This is a genomic window from Cohnella candidum (genome assembly GCF_003713065.1).
Taxonomy (GTDB): Bacteria; Bacillota; Bacilli; order Paenibacillales; family Paenibacillaceae; genus Cohnella; species Cohnella candidum.
The window spans coordinates 300,360-317,033 of the sequence record NZ_CP033433.1; the positions used below are offsets into that span (position 1 = coordinate 300,360).

Annotated in this window: 18 protein-coding genes; 14 read left to right on the forward strand and 4 right to left on the reverse strand. The window is 50.5% G+C overall.

Going from position 1 to position 16,674, the window contains the following annotated elements:
• Positions 1 to 208 precede the first annotated feature (208 nt).
• Positions 209 to 679, forward strand: coding sequence for a hypothetical protein (locus tag EAV92_RS01455; protein WP_123039433.1), 471 nt, complete (start codon positions 209 to 211; stop codon positions 677 to 679).
• Positions 680 to 794: 115 nt separating this feature from the next.
• Entirely contained in the window at positions 795 to 1,154 is a 360-nt protein-coding gene (locus EAV92_RS01460) for a HesB/IscA family protein (RefSeq protein ID WP_123039434.1), read from the forward strand.
• Between the two features lie 65 nt (positions 1,155 to 1,219).
• Here EAV92_RS01460 and EAV92_RS01465 read toward each other — a convergent pair whose 3' ends face one another.
• A complete protein-coding gene (locus tag EAV92_RS01465) occupies positions 1,220 to 1,714 on the reverse strand; it encodes a hypothetical protein (protein WP_123039435.1) in 495 nt (164 codons plus the stop codon).
• Positions 1,715 to 1,887: 173 nt separating this feature from the next.
• On the opposite strand from EAV92_RS01465, the gene EAV92_RS01470 reads away from it, so the two are divergent.
• Positions 1,888 to 2,559 carry a YheC/YheD family protein gene (locus EAV92_RS01470; RefSeq protein ID WP_123039436.1) on the forward strand — a complete coding sequence of 224 codons (672 nt, stop codon included), beginning with the start codon at positions 1,888 to 1,890 and terminating at the stop codon, positions 2,557 to 2,559.
• Positions 2,560 to 2,829: 270 nt separating this feature from the next.
• A complete protein-coding gene (gene sda / locus EAV92_RS01475; RefSeq protein ID WP_338134388.1) occupies positions 2,830 to 2,973 on the forward strand; it encodes a sporulation histidine kinase inhibitor Sda in 144 nt (47 codons plus the stop codon).
• 315 nt (positions 2,974 to 3,288) lie between these two features.
• On the opposite strand, the gene EAV92_RS01485 is transcribed toward sda, so the two are convergent.
• Positions 3,289 to 4,284: an NAD(P)/FAD-dependent oxidoreductase gene (locus EAV92_RS01485; protein WP_277424215.1), complete on the reverse strand. Its 996-nt coding sequence runs from the start codon at positions 4,282 to 4,284 to the stop codon at positions 3,289 to 3,291.
• Positions 4,285 to 4,528: 244 nt separating this feature from the next.
• Between EAV92_RS01485 and EAV92_RS01490 the strand changes: the two genes are divergently transcribed.
• A complete protein-coding gene (locus EAV92_RS01490) occupies positions 4,529 to 5,722 on the forward strand; it encodes an NAD(P)/FAD-dependent oxidoreductase (RefSeq protein ID WP_123039439.1) in 1,194 nt (397 codons plus the stop codon).
• Positions 5,722 to 5,997 (forward strand): hypothetical protein, encoded by a 276-nt coding sequence (locus EAV92_RS01495; protein ID WP_123039440.1) that lies wholly within the window; start codon positions 5,722 to 5,724, stop codon positions 5,995 to 5,997. The genes EAV92_RS01490 and EAV92_RS01495 overlap by 1 nt, the downstream gene beginning before the upstream one ends.
• A gap of 59 nt (positions 5,998 to 6,056) precedes the next feature.
• Here the strand turns inward: EAV92_RS01495 and hemQ are convergent, their stop codons facing one another.
• Positions 6,057 to 6,800, reverse strand: coding sequence for a hydrogen peroxide-dependent heme synthase (gene hemQ / locus EAV92_RS01500; RefSeq protein WP_123039441.1), 744 nt, complete (start codon positions 6,798 to 6,800; stop codon positions 6,057 to 6,059).
• Between the two features lie 149 nt (positions 6,801 to 6,949).
• Between hemQ and EAV92_RS01505 the strand changes: the two genes are divergently transcribed.
• The 5 genes from EAV92_RS01505 to EAV92_RS01525 all read left to right on the forward strand — a co-directional run bounded on the left by EAV92_RS01505 (position 6,950) and on the right by EAV92_RS01525 (position 11,885).
• A complete protein-coding gene (locus EAV92_RS01505; RefSeq protein WP_123039442.1) occupies positions 6,950 to 7,234 on the forward strand; it encodes a YuiB family protein in 285 nt (94 codons plus the stop codon).
• A gap of 28 nt (positions 7,235 to 7,262) precedes the next feature.
• Positions 7,263 to 7,673, forward strand: coding sequence for a GtrA family protein (locus tag EAV92_RS01510; protein WP_123039443.1), 411 nt, complete (start codon positions 7,263 to 7,265; stop codon positions 7,671 to 7,673).
• A 31-nt stretch (positions 7,674 to 7,704) separates the two neighbouring features.
• On the forward strand, positions 7,705 to 8,580 hold the full coding sequence (locus EAV92_RS01515; RefSeq protein ID WP_123039444.1) for an alpha/beta fold hydrolase: 876 nt from the start codon (positions 7,705 to 7,707) through the stop codon (positions 8,578 to 8,580).
• 249 nt (positions 8,581 to 8,829) lie between these two features.
• Positions 8,830 to 10,824, forward strand: a complete 1,995-nt coding sequence (locus tag EAV92_RS01520) for a hypothetical protein (RefSeq protein ID WP_123039445.1) — start codon at positions 8,830 to 8,832, stop codon at positions 10,822 to 10,824.
• 137 nt (positions 10,825 to 10,961) lie between these two features.
• Positions 10,962 to 11,885, forward strand: coding sequence for an NAD-dependent epimerase/dehydratase family protein (locus tag EAV92_RS01525; RefSeq protein ID WP_123039446.1), 924 nt, complete (start codon positions 10,962 to 10,964; stop codon positions 11,883 to 11,885).
• On the opposite strand, the gene EAV92_RS01530 is transcribed toward EAV92_RS01525, so the two are convergent.
• The gene (locus EAV92_RS01530; RefSeq protein ID WP_164472595.1) at positions 11,861 to 12,586 is read right to left on the reverse strand and encodes a glycoside hydrolase family 191 protein; all 726 of its coding nucleotides are present in this window, start codon (positions 12,584 to 12,586) and stop codon (positions 11,861 to 11,863) included. The two genes, EAV92_RS01525 and EAV92_RS01530, sit on opposite strands and share 25 nt — an antisense overlap.
• A gap of 168 nt (positions 12,587 to 12,754) precedes the next feature.
• Here EAV92_RS01530 and pelF point away from each other — a divergent pair, with 168 nt between their 5' ends.
• Genes pelF through EAV92_RS01545 form a run of 3 tightly spaced genes read left to right on the forward strand, consistent with a single transcriptional unit; the run spans position 12,755 to position 16,650 of the window.
• Positions 12,755 to 14,530: a GT4 family glycosyltransferase PelF gene (gene pelF / locus EAV92_RS01535; RefSeq protein ID WP_123039447.1), complete on the forward strand. Its 1,776-nt coding sequence runs from the start codon at positions 12,755 to 12,757 to the stop codon at positions 14,528 to 14,530.
• A 17-nt stretch (positions 14,531 to 14,547) separates the two neighbouring features.
• A complete protein-coding gene (locus EAV92_RS01540; protein ID WP_123039448.1) occupies positions 14,548 to 14,997 on the forward strand; it encodes a hypothetical protein in 450 nt (149 codons plus the stop codon).
• 6 nt (positions 14,998 to 15,003) lie between these two features.
• The gene (locus EAV92_RS01545; RefSeq protein ID WP_123039449.1) at positions 15,004 to 16,650 is read left to right on the forward strand and encodes a hypothetical protein; all 1,647 of its coding nucleotides are present in this window, start codon (positions 15,004 to 15,006) and stop codon (positions 16,648 to 16,650) included.
• Positions 16,651 to 16,674 lie beyond the last annotated feature (24 nt).

The window sequence follows — 16,674 nt, forward strand, 5'->3', positions numbered from 1 at the left end:
AAGAACTTATCATTTCGACCCGATCACTTTTGTTGCCTTTAACGTAAACATTATAATCCTACGCTTATTTCCCGGCAACAGGAAATAGTCGAAAGGAAAGAAAGGTATAATTCGCCGGAAAAATGGGAATCAACTTGAATATCGAACAATAAATGGTTAACTTATGAAAGAAAGCCAAGTTTATGATGAACCTTGTTAAGGAGGGTGAATGGCCCTGAAAATCGACGTTTTGCCTCTCAGCGAATTGGAGCAATTGGAAGAACAAGAAAAGATTCAGACGCTGCGACAATACAGGGAAGCCTACACGATCAAAGATTTGAGCCAGGCTTGGGGATTATCCAATCCCATTCAATATTATATGTGGCTCAAGAAACAGCGGATTTACGAGCATCTCGTCCGTAAAGCGGACAAGTTCGAGCCGTCCAAGGAATGGCGGCGGATGCAGGAGAGCGACGCGCGCGACTCGGATCGCAGCCGGGTACGCGGGTTGTCCGCCGACCAATTCCGCTACACGCTCGATACGGATTCCAGCGGGCCTGAGCTCGCTCAAGTATTCCGCAGGCTGTCCGACTTCCTCATGAACGAGAAGGGGCAGTTCCGCTGCCGCATCGAGTTGAAAGCCATCGCCGGGCAGGTCCCGGGCGCGAAAGAATGGAAAGACGAAGAGGCCGGTGCCTGAGGGCGCCGGCTGTTTTTGTTTCTTACACGCCATGCAGGTGGCGATGCATGGGGAAATGCGTCTTGAGACGCTATACCGCGTGGGGTATACTGTAGAGAGAAGGAGGCGTGGAATCATGGTTAATATCAGCGAATCGGCAAGCGAGAAGATCCAGGAAATGCTCGCCGCCGAGGAATCTTCGGAATTGTTTCTGCGCATCGGCGTGAAGGAAGGCGGATGCAGCGGATTTTCCTACGGCATGGGCTTCGACGACGAGAAGCATGATAGCGATAAAGTGCTCGATATCCGCGGGTTGACCGTCGTGGTGGACGAGGACAGCGCCAAGTATTTGTACGGCGTCGAAATCGATTGGAAGGAATCCGCCATGGGCGGCGGCTTCACGATCCACAACCCGAACGCCGTGGCGACCTGCGGCTGCGGATCTTCTTTCCGCACGGCGACCGACGCGGGCAAACCGAACCCGGACGCGTGCTGAGCAGTCATCATACGGGACTTGAAAGAGCCATCCTCGCAAGTTGAGGATGGCTCTTTTGCCGTGCTTCAAGACCCCGCGTTATCCCCAAACGTCAGGGTAACCGTCGTCAGGCTCGCATTCTCCTCGTCGGGGATGATGCCGATGAAAAAGCTTTTCGTCTCGGACGTGCCGGTCAGGGTAATGTTATTGTCCGATTTCAGTTCGGACGTCTGATAACCTCCGCTTTTCAGGAAATCCCGGTAAATGTCCGCGCATTCCTCCGGGCTTTTCTTTACCTTGTACGAGACCACGTAACCGCTGCCTTGATCGGAGGTCGTTTTGAGCGAACTGTCGATTTCTGCCCCGTCCGGTATCGGAACCTCTTTGGGGAAGTCGTCCGGCAGCTTGGATTTGCCGGTTTCGATCCGTACGTTGCCTCCCCCCGAATCCTTCGCCTCCATGGTAAAGCTGCCGTCCTCTTTTCCTTCGGAAACTTTAAGGTCTCCGTCCTTGGATCCCCCGCAAGCCGCAAGCAGTAAAAGCAGCAGGGTCGCTCCCGTAAACCATACGATTTTCCGCATCCGTGCTCTCCTTTGCCGTTTTCGTCTTGGGAGCCTATGCGCGATCGTGATGAACTATGCCCGATACCGCACCTCAATAAGGCGAAAAGCCGGCGGCATCCATCCAAGAACTTGTCCGTTCCTGAGAATAGGAATAAATAGGACTCATTTTACTCGGACAGGGGGCGCTGTGCATGGATGGAAACCGAGGGCGAGAGCTCGCAAGCAAGTGGCTGAAGACGAATGATTTGCTCAAGAACCCCGCAATCGCGAAGCATATTCCTTCGACCAGGCTGTACAGTCCTTCGCGGCTGCGCCAAATGGTCGATCAATACGGGACGGTATTCATCAAGCCGGTGCGCGGTACGGGCGGCGTCGGCGTGGCAAAAATCGGGAAGTCCGGCAAAGGGTATTCTTACGCTTATCGATCCGGCAAACGGAGTTCACTTCCATTCGGAGACCTGCTTCGGGCCGTGGAACGCATTCGAGGCAGAAAAGCCTACTTGATTCAGCAAGGGATCGATTTGGCTGAAATCGAGGGCAGGCCTGTGGATTACCGGGTGAAATACGTAAAAACGGAAAATGGCTGGGTCTTTCGGGCGGTGGTGGGGCGAATTGCCAGACGGGGATTGTTCGTCACGAACATATGCAGGGGGGGCAAGCTCGTGAGCGGAGCGGAAGCGATCAAGAGATCGTTGTCTCCGGAGCTCGCCGAAACCAAGAAAAAGGAAATGCGGGAATTGACGAAAACCGCGACGGCCTTGCTGGAACAGCGTTTTCCGGGCATTCGGCAGCTCGGCTACGATTACGGAATCGACCGCAAAGGACAAATCTGGCTCCTGGAGGTCAATACTCGACCGCATTAATCGCGAACATATGACATTATTTTCTATTAAAACCTTTAATCAACGTAATAGCCGGAATGAAAGTTTTTTATGGTATCGATATACACAGGCCTGTGTATAACTTCATCCACAGAATCCACCTTTAAACGACGCGTTTCTCGGGAAAATTCAACAATTTACCCACAACAAATCCACAATTTCGTGTGGATATCCCGATGCTTGTCCGTGCTTTCGGAGGCATGCTATGATGCCCTCACGAACACTTCCAATATTCAGGAAAGGGTGAGGGACATGCTGCCGACGCTATCCGACGAACTGCTGCTTGACGCTTACCGCAGCGCGCTCAGATTGGGTTTGGAACGGGATTTCATCCGGCTGCTCCGTTCGGAGATCGGACGCCGTAAGCTGCCGCTGCCGGAAGCAAGGGCGGTCTAAAGATGCCACGCGCCGACTTCGACGAGGAAGTCGCCCTGGCAATCCGGACACCGGGCCAGATGCTGGCATACGGAAACGCCGGAGGACATGCCGAGCGGAGAGGGTTCATAGGGAGAGTAGGGCCCAATCCAGTCTTCCCGACGACCTTCGTCTTCGGCAACGGTACCGCAGCGAGGACATGACGCGGCTAGGGGGCTCAAGCCATTGCAGACCGGACACAACAAGAAAGGCACCTCCTTCAGGAACGGCGGCATTCGCCGGTGATTCCGAAGTAGGATGCCTTTTTTGTTTTGGAAACATACTTCTAGGGAGGGGTTACAGCTTCATGTTGCTGCTGTGTCCGGGCGACAACTTGGCGTCCGGATCGATATACACCTTGGCGTTGTTGACGGCCGTCGGCGCTTCGCCGAATCCGACCGCGATCAACTTCAGCTTGCCGGGATAGGTGGTAATATCCCCTGCGGCGAAAATGCCGGGAACGCTCGATTCCATGCGGGAGTCGACTTTAATGGAGCCGCCGTCGATTTCGAGTCCCCATTCCGCGATCGGGCCGAGCGAGCTGATGAAGCCGAAATTGACGATGACGGCGTCGACTTCAAGCTCCGTCTGGGCGCCGGATTTGACGTCGGTGAGCGTGACGCGCTCGATGGCGGATTCCCCATGCAGCGCCGTAATCTCGGTGGGGGTGATAATTTTCACGCTGGACTGATTCAGCAATTCGACGCTGTGCTCGTGCGCGCGGAACTTGTCCCTGCGGTGGACGAGCGTCACCGACTTGGCGATCGGTTCCAGCATGAGGGCCCAATCCACAGCGGAATCGCCTCCGCCGCTGAGCAGGACGTTAAGGCCGCGGAACTTCTCCAAGTCGCCGACGAAATAATGGAGGTTCGCTTTCTCGAAGCGTGCCGCTTCCGGAAGCTCCAGCTTTCTCGGTTCGAAAGCCCCGACTCCGGCGGTAATGATGACGGCCCGCGCATGGATCGTGCTCACATCGGTCACAATTTCAAACAAGCGCTCTTTCTTCTTGACGACCTGAAGCACTTTCTCTTCCAGGCGGATGTCCGCTTGGAAAAGCTCCATTTGCTTCTTCAGGTTGTCCACGAGCTCTTGGGCCGTCACTTTGGGGAAACCGGCCACGTCATAAATGTATTTCTCCGGATAAAGCGCCGCCAACTGCCCTCCAAGCTGGGGCATGCTTTCGATCAGGGTGACGGACATTTGCCGCATGCCCCCGTAAAACGCCGCAAACATGCCCGCGGGACCGCCGCCGATAATCGCGACGTCGACGGCGGTTGGATGTGGTTGAGTCAAGCTGTGTGCACCTCCGTGGAATTTGCCAATCTCTGTCTTTTATTTTTCCTCATTATAAGCTTGCGGAAACCCCGAAGGGAAGGATTTTTGTGGGGTTGTCCAAACAATATTGTGAAAATGAACCTTGAAAATTGCCGAAAAAGCCATTATCATTCTCCTTGTATAAGCTTGACGGCAGACATTGTGTAATTTTTCACAAACCTACACAAAGACAGACAAAACACAACGATTGGATGGGATTGCGATGAGCAGCATACCGAAGATAGTCATCCTTGGAGCCGGTTACGGTGGGGTGTTGACTTCCCTGCGGCTTCAGAAGGAATTGAATTATAATGAAGCGGACGTAACGCTCGTGAACAAACACGATTACCATTATATTACGACCCACCTTCATATGCCTGCCGCCGGCACGGACAACCCGGAGAACGCACGGGTGAACATTTCGAAGCTGATCGACGAATTCAAGATCGACTTCGTGAAGTCCACCGTCGTTCAAATCCGTCCGCAGGACCGCAAGGTCATCCTGGAAGACGGCACGCTTTCCTACGATTATCTGGTCATCGGCCTCGGCGGCGAGCCGGAAACGTTCGGCATCCCCGGCATGATCGAGAACGCGCTGAACATCCGCAGCATCAACTCCGTGCGCCTGATCCGGGAGCACATCGAATACCAATTCGCCCGCTACAAGCGCGAGCCGCACCGCACCGATTATCTGACGTTCGTCGTCGGCGGCGCCGGCTTCACGGGCATCGAGTTCGTCGGCGAATTGTCCGACCGCATCCCTGAGCTGTGCAAGCAGTTCGACGTGGATCCGGGACTCGTGAAAATCTACAACATCGAAGCGGCTCCGACCGCGCTGCCGGGCTTTGATCCGGAGCTCGTCGAGTACGCGATGCAAGTTCTGCAGAAGAAAGGCGTCACGTTCAAGATCGGAACCGCGATCAAGGAATGCACGCCGGACGGCGTTATCGTCGGCGAAGGCGAAGAAATCAAAGCGGCGACCGTCATCTGGACAGGCGGGATCCGCGGCAACCGCCTGATCGAGGAAGCCGGCTTCGAAACGATGCGCGGACGCGTCAAAGTCGACGAGTTCATGCGCGCGCCGGGCCACGATAACGTGTTCATCCTGGGCGACAACTCGCTCGTATTCAATCCGGAAGGCCGTCCTTACCCGCCTACCGCTCAGATCGCCATGCAGGCAGGCGTCAACTGCGCCCACAACCTGGTCGCTTCCATCCGCAACCAGCCGCTGAAGCCTTTCGTGTACCAAAGCAAGGGTACCGTTGCGTCCCTCGGCAAAGGCGAAGCGATCGGCATCGCGTTCGGCAAGAAATACAAAGGCCGCGTAGCCGCTTGGCTGAAGAAAGCGATCGACCTGCGCTACCTGTTCATCATCGGCGGCATCCCGCTGGTACTGCGCAAAGGCAAGTTCCTGTAATGAGACACTGCAGCGTGCAAGTGCGGGGCCTGTTAACCCGAGAGGAACTGGACCGTTACAACGCGCTGATGGAAGTGGGCTCTTACCTGGAATCCCAGAGCCGGCATGATTTGTCGGCGGTCGTGCAAGCCGAAGTGGATCTGCTCATCGTCCCCGCCATCGAAAGGCTGAAGGACAAAGGCCGCGAACGCGACCGGATGACGCAGGAATTCCTGGAAGAGCAGCGCCGCGCGGAATGGGAACGCCAGATGAGGGCGATGCAGGAAGACGAATAGACGACAAAAAACCGGCCATCCGTGAGGATGGCCGGTTTCTTTAGGTTTGGATTCGTCGATCAGGAAAACATATCCGCCAGCGATTCGCGGGTCAGCTTGTTGCCGACGTAAAACGGGCCGAATTCGCCGTAGCGCGCGCTCACTTCGTCGAAACGCATTTCGTAAACCAGCTTCTTGAATTGCAGCGCGTCGTCCGCGAACAGCGTGACGCCCCATTCCCAGTCATCGAATCCGACCGAACCGGTGATGATCTGCTTCACTTTGCCCGCGTAGCTGCGTCCGATCATGCCGTGGCTGCGCATCATCGATTTGCGGTCTTCCATCGGCAGCATGTACCAGTTGTCCTGCAGCATGCGGCGTTTGTTCATCGGGTAAAAACAAATGTGGTTGGATTTCGGCAAAATCGGCTTCAGGCGAGCCGCGATCTCCGGCACCTGCATCGGGTCGACGCCCGGTTGTCCCATATAATTGCTCAATTCCACGACGCTTACGTAGGAGTAAGCTTTATGGGTGAAGCGGGCGAACGCGGAGCGGTTAAACGCGTTTTCGATGGCGTTCAGCTCTTCGAGCGTTTCCCTCAGATGCATGAAGACGAGATCTGCTTTCTGGCCGACGATGGCGTACAGGGCCAGGCTTCCTTCCTTGCTTTCTTCAACGGCTTCCCAGCCGGCGATCAATTCCTGAAGTCCGGCGAGGGCTTCGTCGCGCTCCTCGGCGGAAGCCGATTTCCAAGCGTTCCAGTCGATCGTGCGAAAGTCATGGAGGGCATACCAGCCGTCCAACGTTTGAGCTGCTTCGCTCATGGGGTCATCTCTCCTTGTCCAATGGCAACATGCTGTTTTCCATTGTACCAAAGTTCAAGGCTTTGTTCACATCCTGTTCGTTTGACGCGCGAGAAACCGATCTTGTAAACTGATAAGGAAACAAGGATCCGTAAGGAGGCTGCAAGTTCGTGCTCGAGATTTTACAGGAAATCGTCGGAGCCCTGCTGTTCTTCGTTCTGTTGTTCGGCATCGGCTTCATCTTGAATATGCTTATCAAAACGACCTGGCTGCCGGTCTGGCTTTGGGTCATCATCTTCATTCCGCTCGGCGTATGGCACTATTGGGAGCCTGACACCACGGTCGGATCCTTCCTTGCGGTGTGGCTGCCATCGATCATCTCCAGCGTAGCTGGCGCCGTCGTCAGCGGCTGGGCGATCCGCAAGCTCCGCAAGGGCGGCTATAAAATGTTCTGATGCCCCGCTTCGGGGAACGGAGGCCAGCATGTTAAGCAAAGAAAAAATCAGGATGGCGAAGTTTGTGCTCGTGGGGATGATGAACACGGGCGTCGATTTCGCCGTTTTTGTTAGTTTGGTGTACGGGTTGAGTTTTTCGTCCGCGTTGGCTCAGTTAGTGTCATACGTGATTGGCGTTATCAATAGCTATGTTTGGAACCGCAAATGGACCTTTCAGGCTTCCGGAAACGGCAGCGTAACCGAAGCGGTTCGCTTCGTCGTCCTGACCGGGACTTCTTTCGCCGCCGCAACTGCCTTGCTTCTTGTTCTGCAGCACGGCTTCGGGTGGTCGCCGATTTTGGCGAAAGCGGCATCCGTCTTTGTCTCTATGGTGGTGAATTACGCGGGAAGCCGATTTTGGGTGTTCCGGATGGAAAGCAGGGAAACTCGGACAGAATAAGGGAAAACCCTTCACCCGAGGTGAACCGAAGATGCCCCTGACCCATGCGAACGGCGTTGAATTCCATTATCACCTGCAAGGTAAAGGAACGGCGGTCGTCTTCCTGCATCCGGCCTGTATCGGAAGCCGGGTGTTCACTTATTTGCGCAACGATTTATCGCAGGATCACCGCACGCTGTTGTTCGACTTCCGCGGACATGGCCGAAGCGGCGGTTCTTCCGGCAAAATCACGATGCCGCTTCTGGTGGAAGACACTTGCCGCCTCATGGACGCGCTTGATATGTCCTCGGCATATTTATGTGCCTATTCGGCGAGCTCCTTGGTGGCGCTTGAAGCGATGTTGACGCATCCAGACCGATTCCGCGGGGCGATTCTTCTAAGCGGGATGGCGGAAGCCGCGGGCTGGAGAACGAAAACAAAGCTGCGGTTCGGCAGCATCGCGGCGCGGATGCGGGCCAGAGAGCTGCTGGCATACCCTCAGCTCTGGAAAAATTCCGACAGCATCGAGACGTACCGCCGTCTCCGCAAAGAAATGGCCGGCGGTCACCTGAACCATTGGCGGGATTACATGGATAGCATCCGGGGATATTCGGCCGTCGCGAGGCTGCCCGAAATCGAACAGCCGGTGCTGATCGTCTGCGGGGAACGCGACGAGGAAGCGAAGCGGCATGCCCGCGTACTGCAGCAAGGGCTTCCTAACGATTCCACTGTGTTCTTGCCCGGCCGCAGCCATGCGCTTCCGACTTACGGCTCCGAGGAAGTCGGGCCGCTGATCCGGGGCTGGCTTTACGCGCAGGAGGGCAGGCGGCCGGAGATGAGGGATGATTCGAGTTTGAATGATAATGACCATTTGATTGCTCAGATGGAATTACGGGCAAACGAGTATACGGAAATGTTTCAACGTTAGGACCCCATTTAGAGGACACTAAAAAACCTACCCGACAAGCTGGCGCTGGATTACCGGAGTCAGCTTGTTTCGTAGCTTTCATCGTTTTAACTCCAGAAGTTTTGCCAATTGTGACTACATTAAATGTATACCTAAATTTACCAGTCGTGTTTTGCTTTAAAGATTTGACTTTTTTAGTTTTTGTTCAGAAAATTCATTTATAATAAAGACTCGCATTTCCTCATTCGCCTGACCGGGAGAAGTTCCTACATGTATGGTCACTTTGGAAATCAAGTGTTTCATTGGATACACTATGGGTTTGCATTTTTTTGCCTTTACATAGGAATACCCCGTCTTGTTTTCGATTTGCCGTCTGACCGGAAGGTAGAGAGGACATTTGCTTTTGCGATACGCGCTGTAATGTGGATGATTGTCCTGGCCTACATTTTGATTATTACCAAGTTGTTTGAAATGTTGGCCCTTCTTGCCATTCTTCTTGTTTTTTCTTTGCGGAAGTCGCTTTTCAGTCCTGACAATACACGCAGAGGCGATTCGGTTTTTGCAATCGGAAAATTTTTTTACAACTGGGCTGATGGTCAGGCTTCTTTGAAGACAAGCGGAATGAGAAGACTACTGGCCTTTCGGGATAAACTAATCAACTTCAAGGTCTCTTTTAGTATAAAAGCCTTAGAATACGGGTTGCTTACCGTCGTATTGGTGATATCCGGATATATAAGGTTGTACGACGTCGTTCGGAACCCCTCTCCTGCGATGTCGGATGCCTATGTCACCATGGCTTGGATGAAGTATGCCGACGAACGATTACTTTTCGTAGACGGTATTTACCCTCAAGGTTACTACTACGTGTTGGACTACTTACACAAGTTTGCCGCGATCGATTCCTTATATGTTTTGCGTTTCACAGGCCCGGTGACAAATATACTTATCGTATTTTGTCTTTATTTTATCGTCAGCCGTCTATCGGCCAATCGATTGGCGGGTATTGCAGCGGCAGCGATGCTTGGCCTATTCGGAGATTTATTGGGAGGCGGATGGGACAGGCAAGCGGCCTCTTTATCGCAAGAATTTGGCTTTTTGATCGTACTCCCGACCTTATTTTTCTTCTATCGATGGATGGTGGAGAAGAAAGAAGCAGATTTTCGGACGGGAGTGGTCGGAGCCGCCGCTGTCGGACTCGTTCATGCCATTGGTTTCGGATTCCTATGGCTCGGTGGGGGAGCGTTGGCTGTCGCTGAATTGTTTCTTCGGCCGAAACCTGGAATGAAGAGGTTTTTAAAGTGGTTTTTTGCAGGCACGATTTCCGGCGTGATTGCCATTTTGCCTGCTGTCATCGGTTTGGTTGTCGGAAAACATTTTCATGCAAACTCATTGAACTTTACGTTTGAAGAATCACTGGTCGTCCGACCGCCGATCCGAATCATCGATTGGATTGCGCTTTTCTCGGCCGCTTTGTTGTTGGTTTCTTCCTTGAGAGGAAGCTTCGAGAAAAGGTTTGCGGATCTTTTCATTTCGGTTTTCGGTTTCGGTATCTTTATTTTATATGAATTTGTGGGATGGATAACTCAGAAAGACATGATATCCGCCCGTTCTCCGGATTTATGGGCAATTATGATTCCATTGCTTTGCGGGATGGCAATCGCTCGAATGTTAGGCTGGATCGGAAGTTTTCGTTACAATCAATTCTGCTTCGCAGGGATTTTTTCCCTGGTTTTGATCGCCGGAACCATTGTACATCCACCTAAGCCGATCTTTCCGGATAAACTGGAAAGCGATGAAGGATTAAATCAATACCTAAGAATTGATCAGTCCTTTACCCCGAAAAGCTGGACTATCGTTTATTCATTCCGCGAAGGAAACAACATGGTTAGAGGCAGCGGCTATTATATGTATGTGGGGCCCAAAATCGGAGATTTCGACGCACCAACTTATTTTTTAGGAGTTTACGATCCTACAAAACCTGGTCTGACGCGTTATGGCGAAAAAAAGGTAGATACCCGTATCGGGCAAGATGTGTTCATTTTCTACGAGAAGCACGTTTATAAAAACGAAGCGCTTCTGCAACTGAAAACGGAAGTCGGAAAGGCCAAAGAGTATAAGACTAGGGAAACTGACATGGTAGAGCTAAAAAAATGGTTGGAACTTTACGAACGGAGCAACGGAAAGATTGAGGTATACTATGACGGGCCAACTTTAACGGTCTACCACATTCATATTATTGAAAAGTCCAAGCCGGTAAATGAATAGTCGGGCTTTTCGCACTTGTGTGCCTAGTATAATGGCGATACAATTTATAGGCATATGGTTCTAGTTCTAATTCTCTAAGTTGGTAACTAAGAACCATTGACGTATTCTATCAATATAGAGGTTGCGGAGGATGGCTAATGGACATCTTAGTTACCGGCGGGGCAGGATTTATCGGGTCGCATGTGGTTGAGGCGTTGTTGGAAAATGGGCATAACGTTGCGGTCCTCGACAATTTAAGCAATGGTTTCGCGGATCGTATCCCTTCGGATTCCGTTTTATATGACCTGGACATTTGCGATCCTACAATTTCTCATGTATTTCGCCAATTCCGACCCGAAATTGTGGTTCATCTTGCCGCGCAAACAGATGTTGCCGCTTCCGTTGCAAGATTTTCTCTTGATGCTCAGATCAACATCATGGGTACGCTGGAGTTATTGCAAAAGTGCGCTGAATTCGGAATACGAAAATTCATCTATGCATCCTCTGCCGCAGTTTACGGGAACCCGAAAAGCTTTTACATTTCAGAAGATCACCCGTTACGTCCTATCTCTCCGTACGGCATTTCCAAATATGCCGCCGAGCTCTATGTTCAAAGAGTCGCTGAAGAGCACGGCATCGACCATACGGTATTACGTTATGCCAATGTGTATGGGGAAAGGCAAGGAGAGAAATCGGAAGGGGGAGTGGTTTCCGGCTTTATTCGGAAGCTGAGAAATCGTGAAAGGCCGATTATTTTTGGAACCGGTGAGCAAACGAGGGATTTTATATACGTGAAAGACGTAGCAGAAGCGAATGTGGCTGCTTTGACACGGGGATCGGGAGGGACCTTCAACGTTGGTACAGGGCAACGGACAAGCGTACTCGATCTTCTTCGAAAGTTAGGCGAAGTCACCGGCATCGTTCCCGATCCACTTTACGAACCCCCTCGGCTTGGAGACATCCTGCATAACGGTTTGGATATCCGTTTAGCTTCCGAAGAGCTTGGCTGGGCACCTCGGTATTCACTGATTGACGGGTTGAAACAAACCTATGATCCTTATTTCATCCAATCGCGGATATGATAACTTTCGCTTCGGGTCAAGTGAACGAAGCCAGCATTCTCTGCTTCGGACCTGTGCTGGCTTAGAGCCGACTCAGAGACGGTGAAAACCGTAATCCCATGATCGATTAGCGACTGTATCTTTTTCATTTGTTTTCGCATCCAAGGGTTTGATTTCCATTCGCCACTCCAATCTTCCCAGAGAAAGCCGTCCAAAAAGGGTGCGGATTTCGATATGGAACCGAATCCACGATTTTGTATAAGGATTGAAGAGGGCAAGGCCTCTTTGCACTGGGCCATCCAATGGCCGAATGAGACTACAAGTTCATCGTACAACCCGGCATTGAATGCGAACGTATCGATGTCGTCGACAGTATCAAGGAAGATGCCATCACAATGTTTGCCATGAATTAGCTCTGCGGCTTCATTCAACAGAACTGAACGGAAATGTGGCTGTCGTATGTCCATGATAAAGGCATCCCATTGCTCCAAGTACTGTGATTGTCCGCCGACTTTCATGAAATCTTCGGGTAACAGAAGGTTCCATCGGTCCCGGTTCCATCTGGGACTCTCCATTACGCTTAAATAACCGATCACGATAGTTCCATTTTCCTTTAAACCTTGCAGCGCCTCGGGAGCATGGTGATTGGCTTCGACGATGACAAGATCGAAGCTGGATAATGCCCGGTAAAGACCTTTATCAGGGGGACCATAGTCGATCATAAACGAATCAACCCTGTTAAGCGGCAGTTTTCGTGGGAACGTCTGACGTCTCCATGGCCAAAATCGGAAGCTCATGCGTTTCATCCTACCTTGTTCGTAACATTTTTGCTGAACTATTATATCATACAAAAATAGTTTGCTTGGAAACTCACGGAAGCGAAGGTGATAATGGTGCGGAACAATATACGAGTTTTGCTGACTACAGAAGGCACCTATCCTTTCCATCAAGGCGGGGTCAGTACTTGGTGCGACACGCTGGTGAAAAAGCTTCCTTCCGTTGATTTCATGATATATAGCGTGCTTACGGATCCTTTTGTTACGCAGAAGTATAAACTTCCTAAAAGCAGCGGCTTGATCCGAATGCCCCTTTGGGGCACCGAAGAGCCGAGCGAGCATTTAACGGTTCCTTTTGCTCAAGTATACGCAGCAAAACGAAGAACGAATGAGGAAACGGTTAAAGCACACTTCATTCCACTGTTCATTCAATTAATTCAAGAGATCGTTCGGCCGGACAAGAATCCGCTTCGTTTCTCGGCAACTCTGCTGGATATGTATTTGTACTTCCAAGAGTACGAATATAAAAACACATTTAAATCTAAAGCGGTTTGGGATGAGTATAAGGCTTTCATTCTCAATTATTCGGCAGATCCTCGAAATCACTTGGCGCAACCTGATGTGTACGGTTTGACCCAAAGTCTCGGGTGGATATATCGATTTTTAAATATCATCAATACGCCGATTCCGAAAGTCGAAGTCACGCATGCTACGGCAGCTGCTTTTTGCGGAATTCCTTGCGTCATCGCCAAAATGAAGGACAAAACGCCATATCTTCTTACCGAGCATGGTGTTTATTTGAGGGAACAATATTTATCTTTATCAAAAAGGGAATATTCATCCTTCTTGAACACGATCTTGGTCCGTTTTATCCATAGCATCACCAGCATGAACTATACGATGGCTGACCAGGTTTCCCCAGTGTGTGAGTATAACACGCGGTGGGAAAAAACTTTCGGAGTTCCAGACCATCGTCTGAAAGTTATTCACAACGGAGTAGATAAGCTGGTGTTTACGGAGGAGGCTCCGCCTCGTAATTCACATCCGACTGTTGTCACTATCGCAAGGATTGATCCGAATAAAGATATCATCAGCTTAATCCGCTCGGCTTCAGTCGTACGGGAGACGGTGCCGGATGTACGCTTTATAGTCTATGGCTCAATAGCTGTGCCCGAATATTATGAAGAGTGCTTGGAGCTCTTGAAACGGCTCGGTTTGGAGGAAACTTTCCTCTTTGCTGGACATACGGACAATATGACAGCTGCTTATGCTTCTGCAGATGTGATCGCCCTATCCAGCACTTCAGAAGCATTTCCATATTCCGTGGTCGAAGCAATGATGGTCTCCCGTCCAGTCATCGCAACAGACGTCGGAGGCGTCGGGGAGGCATTGGGCGACGCGGGAATCCTAGTCCCTCCTTGCAATCCGAAGGAGATGGCAAAAGGAATCATCCGCCTTATACAAGATCCGGATCTTCGTTTGGAGATGGGACGGGACGCTAGACAAAGGGCTTTAAGTTATTTCACGCTGGATAAAGTGCTGGAGTCTTATTTGAAGAGCTATATTATGCTCTCCTTAGGTATCGACTCGGAGCGCCAGGCGGAAAAAAAAGCTGTGCCGATTCCGCAGAAGCATGTCCCATCGCCTGCTGTCACTCAGCGACTTTATGCAAACCGTGCATACGCCTTAATATCCGTGCAGCTTGATCGCGAGGCTATTGAACAGTTTCGACTGGCCATACGGGCAAACCCTGCATCACCTTCGGTGCCCGTTCTATATTCGGAAATCGCCGAAGCATATAACAGACTGGGCAATCGGGAATTAGCCCTTATTGAATTGGAGAATATGCGCAAGTGGCTGTTCAGAGATAAACGCCATGAGTCCGCATAGGAGGGAGGCGAGGAAATATGGTGTCCAGACCAATCAGAAGAGGGAGAGGTTTCTGGGGAGACATCGAACGTTACGTGGTTCCTTCCGCATACTCGGATAACCAATATGCGTATGTGGCAGCAGACATGGAAACGGTAAAACAACCGCTAAGCAAGTCCGTGATCGCTGAAGCCATTGCTACTCCAGTTATGGCTATCCCGCCTTCGCCGCAGCCTGTTATCGACGACGATTTGCCTTCGACGGTTTTAAGCGAGGAAAGCGCCGCATTGGCAGAAGATATTCGGCAAATTAAGTATAAGTACATCGTCGGCAAAATCGCCGGACAGGATTTATCTGGACATGACGGACGCATCCTGGTCCGAAAGAATGAAGTGATTTCAGAAGAACATATAGAACTAGCGGATCGCGAGGGCAAACTGGCAGACTTAATCGTCTCGATGCGCATCCCGGGGCTGGGCGAGGAGTAAGCGCAGATGGTAGTTGCTGAAACGAAATCAGCTGACGGATTCGAACAGGAAAAATGGTTGGACGAGTTAATTGAGGAAATTCGTGCTCGTCATTTGCAGCCGGAAGATCGTTATGAAGTGACGGCTATCTTAGAGTCGTTCGGTTGGAATGATGAAAGGGCGAGGATGGCATTCGGCGTCCAAGATGTCTTCGAATTGGCATCGCTGATATGGGATAAAATGCAGCAAAGTATATTGTTCACTCCATTTGCACCCATAGAGAAACAAAAATTAGGCCGATTGATCTTTGAAATCATTCAACAATTTTTCCGGGGAATGATCTTTGCTCTGCCGATGGCCGTTTCTGTTCTTTCGATGCTTACCTTAAAATTTTCGTTATGGTCGTACGAAAATCTCTCAGTTGCCACCGCAACCGCAATCGGCATCGGAACGATCGCCAGCTTTATCATTGTCGGTGGATTTACTCAAGCCATCGCGCGGAGGGGTTTTTTCTATATCATGTTGGGCTATTACAATATGGCCCGAAAAATGACTTTTTATTTTATCAGATTAGGCTTCCTCGTCTGTATCGGAGTCTGTTTGCTTCTATATGGCGTGAATGTCGTATTTAATTTATTTCCTTATGCAATGATATCGATCGCGATATTATACTTCTTTTTTCTGAACACAATATGGCTATCGGTAACGGTTTACTATATTTTGCGCAAAGAATTGGTTTTTACCTGCTTGATCGTTTTGGGCATATTTCTGGTCTGGTTGTTTTTTGACGTATTTAAAATGTCAATTATCGTTTCCCAGCTTATCGCTTTGCTTGTGGTTTCTTTCTTGAGTCTTATGCTCGTTGCTAAATATTTTAGTGATGCCGAACGGAAAATGGAAAAAGGCATCGCCCCTCAGATGCCTAGAATTTCAATTACTTTATTTTCGACAATGCCCTATTTTATTTATGGATTCATATATTTCTCTTTTCTTTTCGTAGACCGCGTGTTCTCTTGGTCTACTCCGGACAGTTTTATCCCGTATATCGTATGGTTTCGCGGTCCCTATGAAATCGGGCTTGATTTCGCGCTGTTGGTTCTAATCGTTCCGATGGGAATCAGTGAGGTCGTCGTGTCCAAGCTCATCAAAGATATTTATGCGAGCCAAAAAGGTTATATGGGTACAGAAACAAAGGCAATGAATCAACGTTTTCTCCGAATGTATCTCAAAATGTCCGCCTGGATGGCAGCAATTTCAGTCGTTAGCGCATTATTATTATACATGACAGCTAAAGCATTTTTCGTTCACCATCCGCAATCGATCGGCTTAACTTTGTTCACGAATCCTACCACGCATTTCGTATTTCTATGGGGACTGACGGGATACGTGCTTATCGCGTCGGCTCTGCTGAATGCCGTAATATTATTCTCTCTCTCTCAACCAGCATTGGTAGCGAAGGCAATCATACCTGCTTTCGGAGTTAACATGATCGTCGGGTTCTTGGCGACGCGATGGGCGCACTTCGGCTTTGGTCACGATATCGGCAATAACCCGGGGTATACGTATGCAGTGTTTGGATTGGTTGCAGGAGGAATTTTATTCGTCTGGTTAAGCACGAGAAACGTTTGGAAAGTGCTTAGCGAATTGGATTACTACATGTACGCTGCGTCATGAACATTGCAAGAGGCGCAAAGGAGG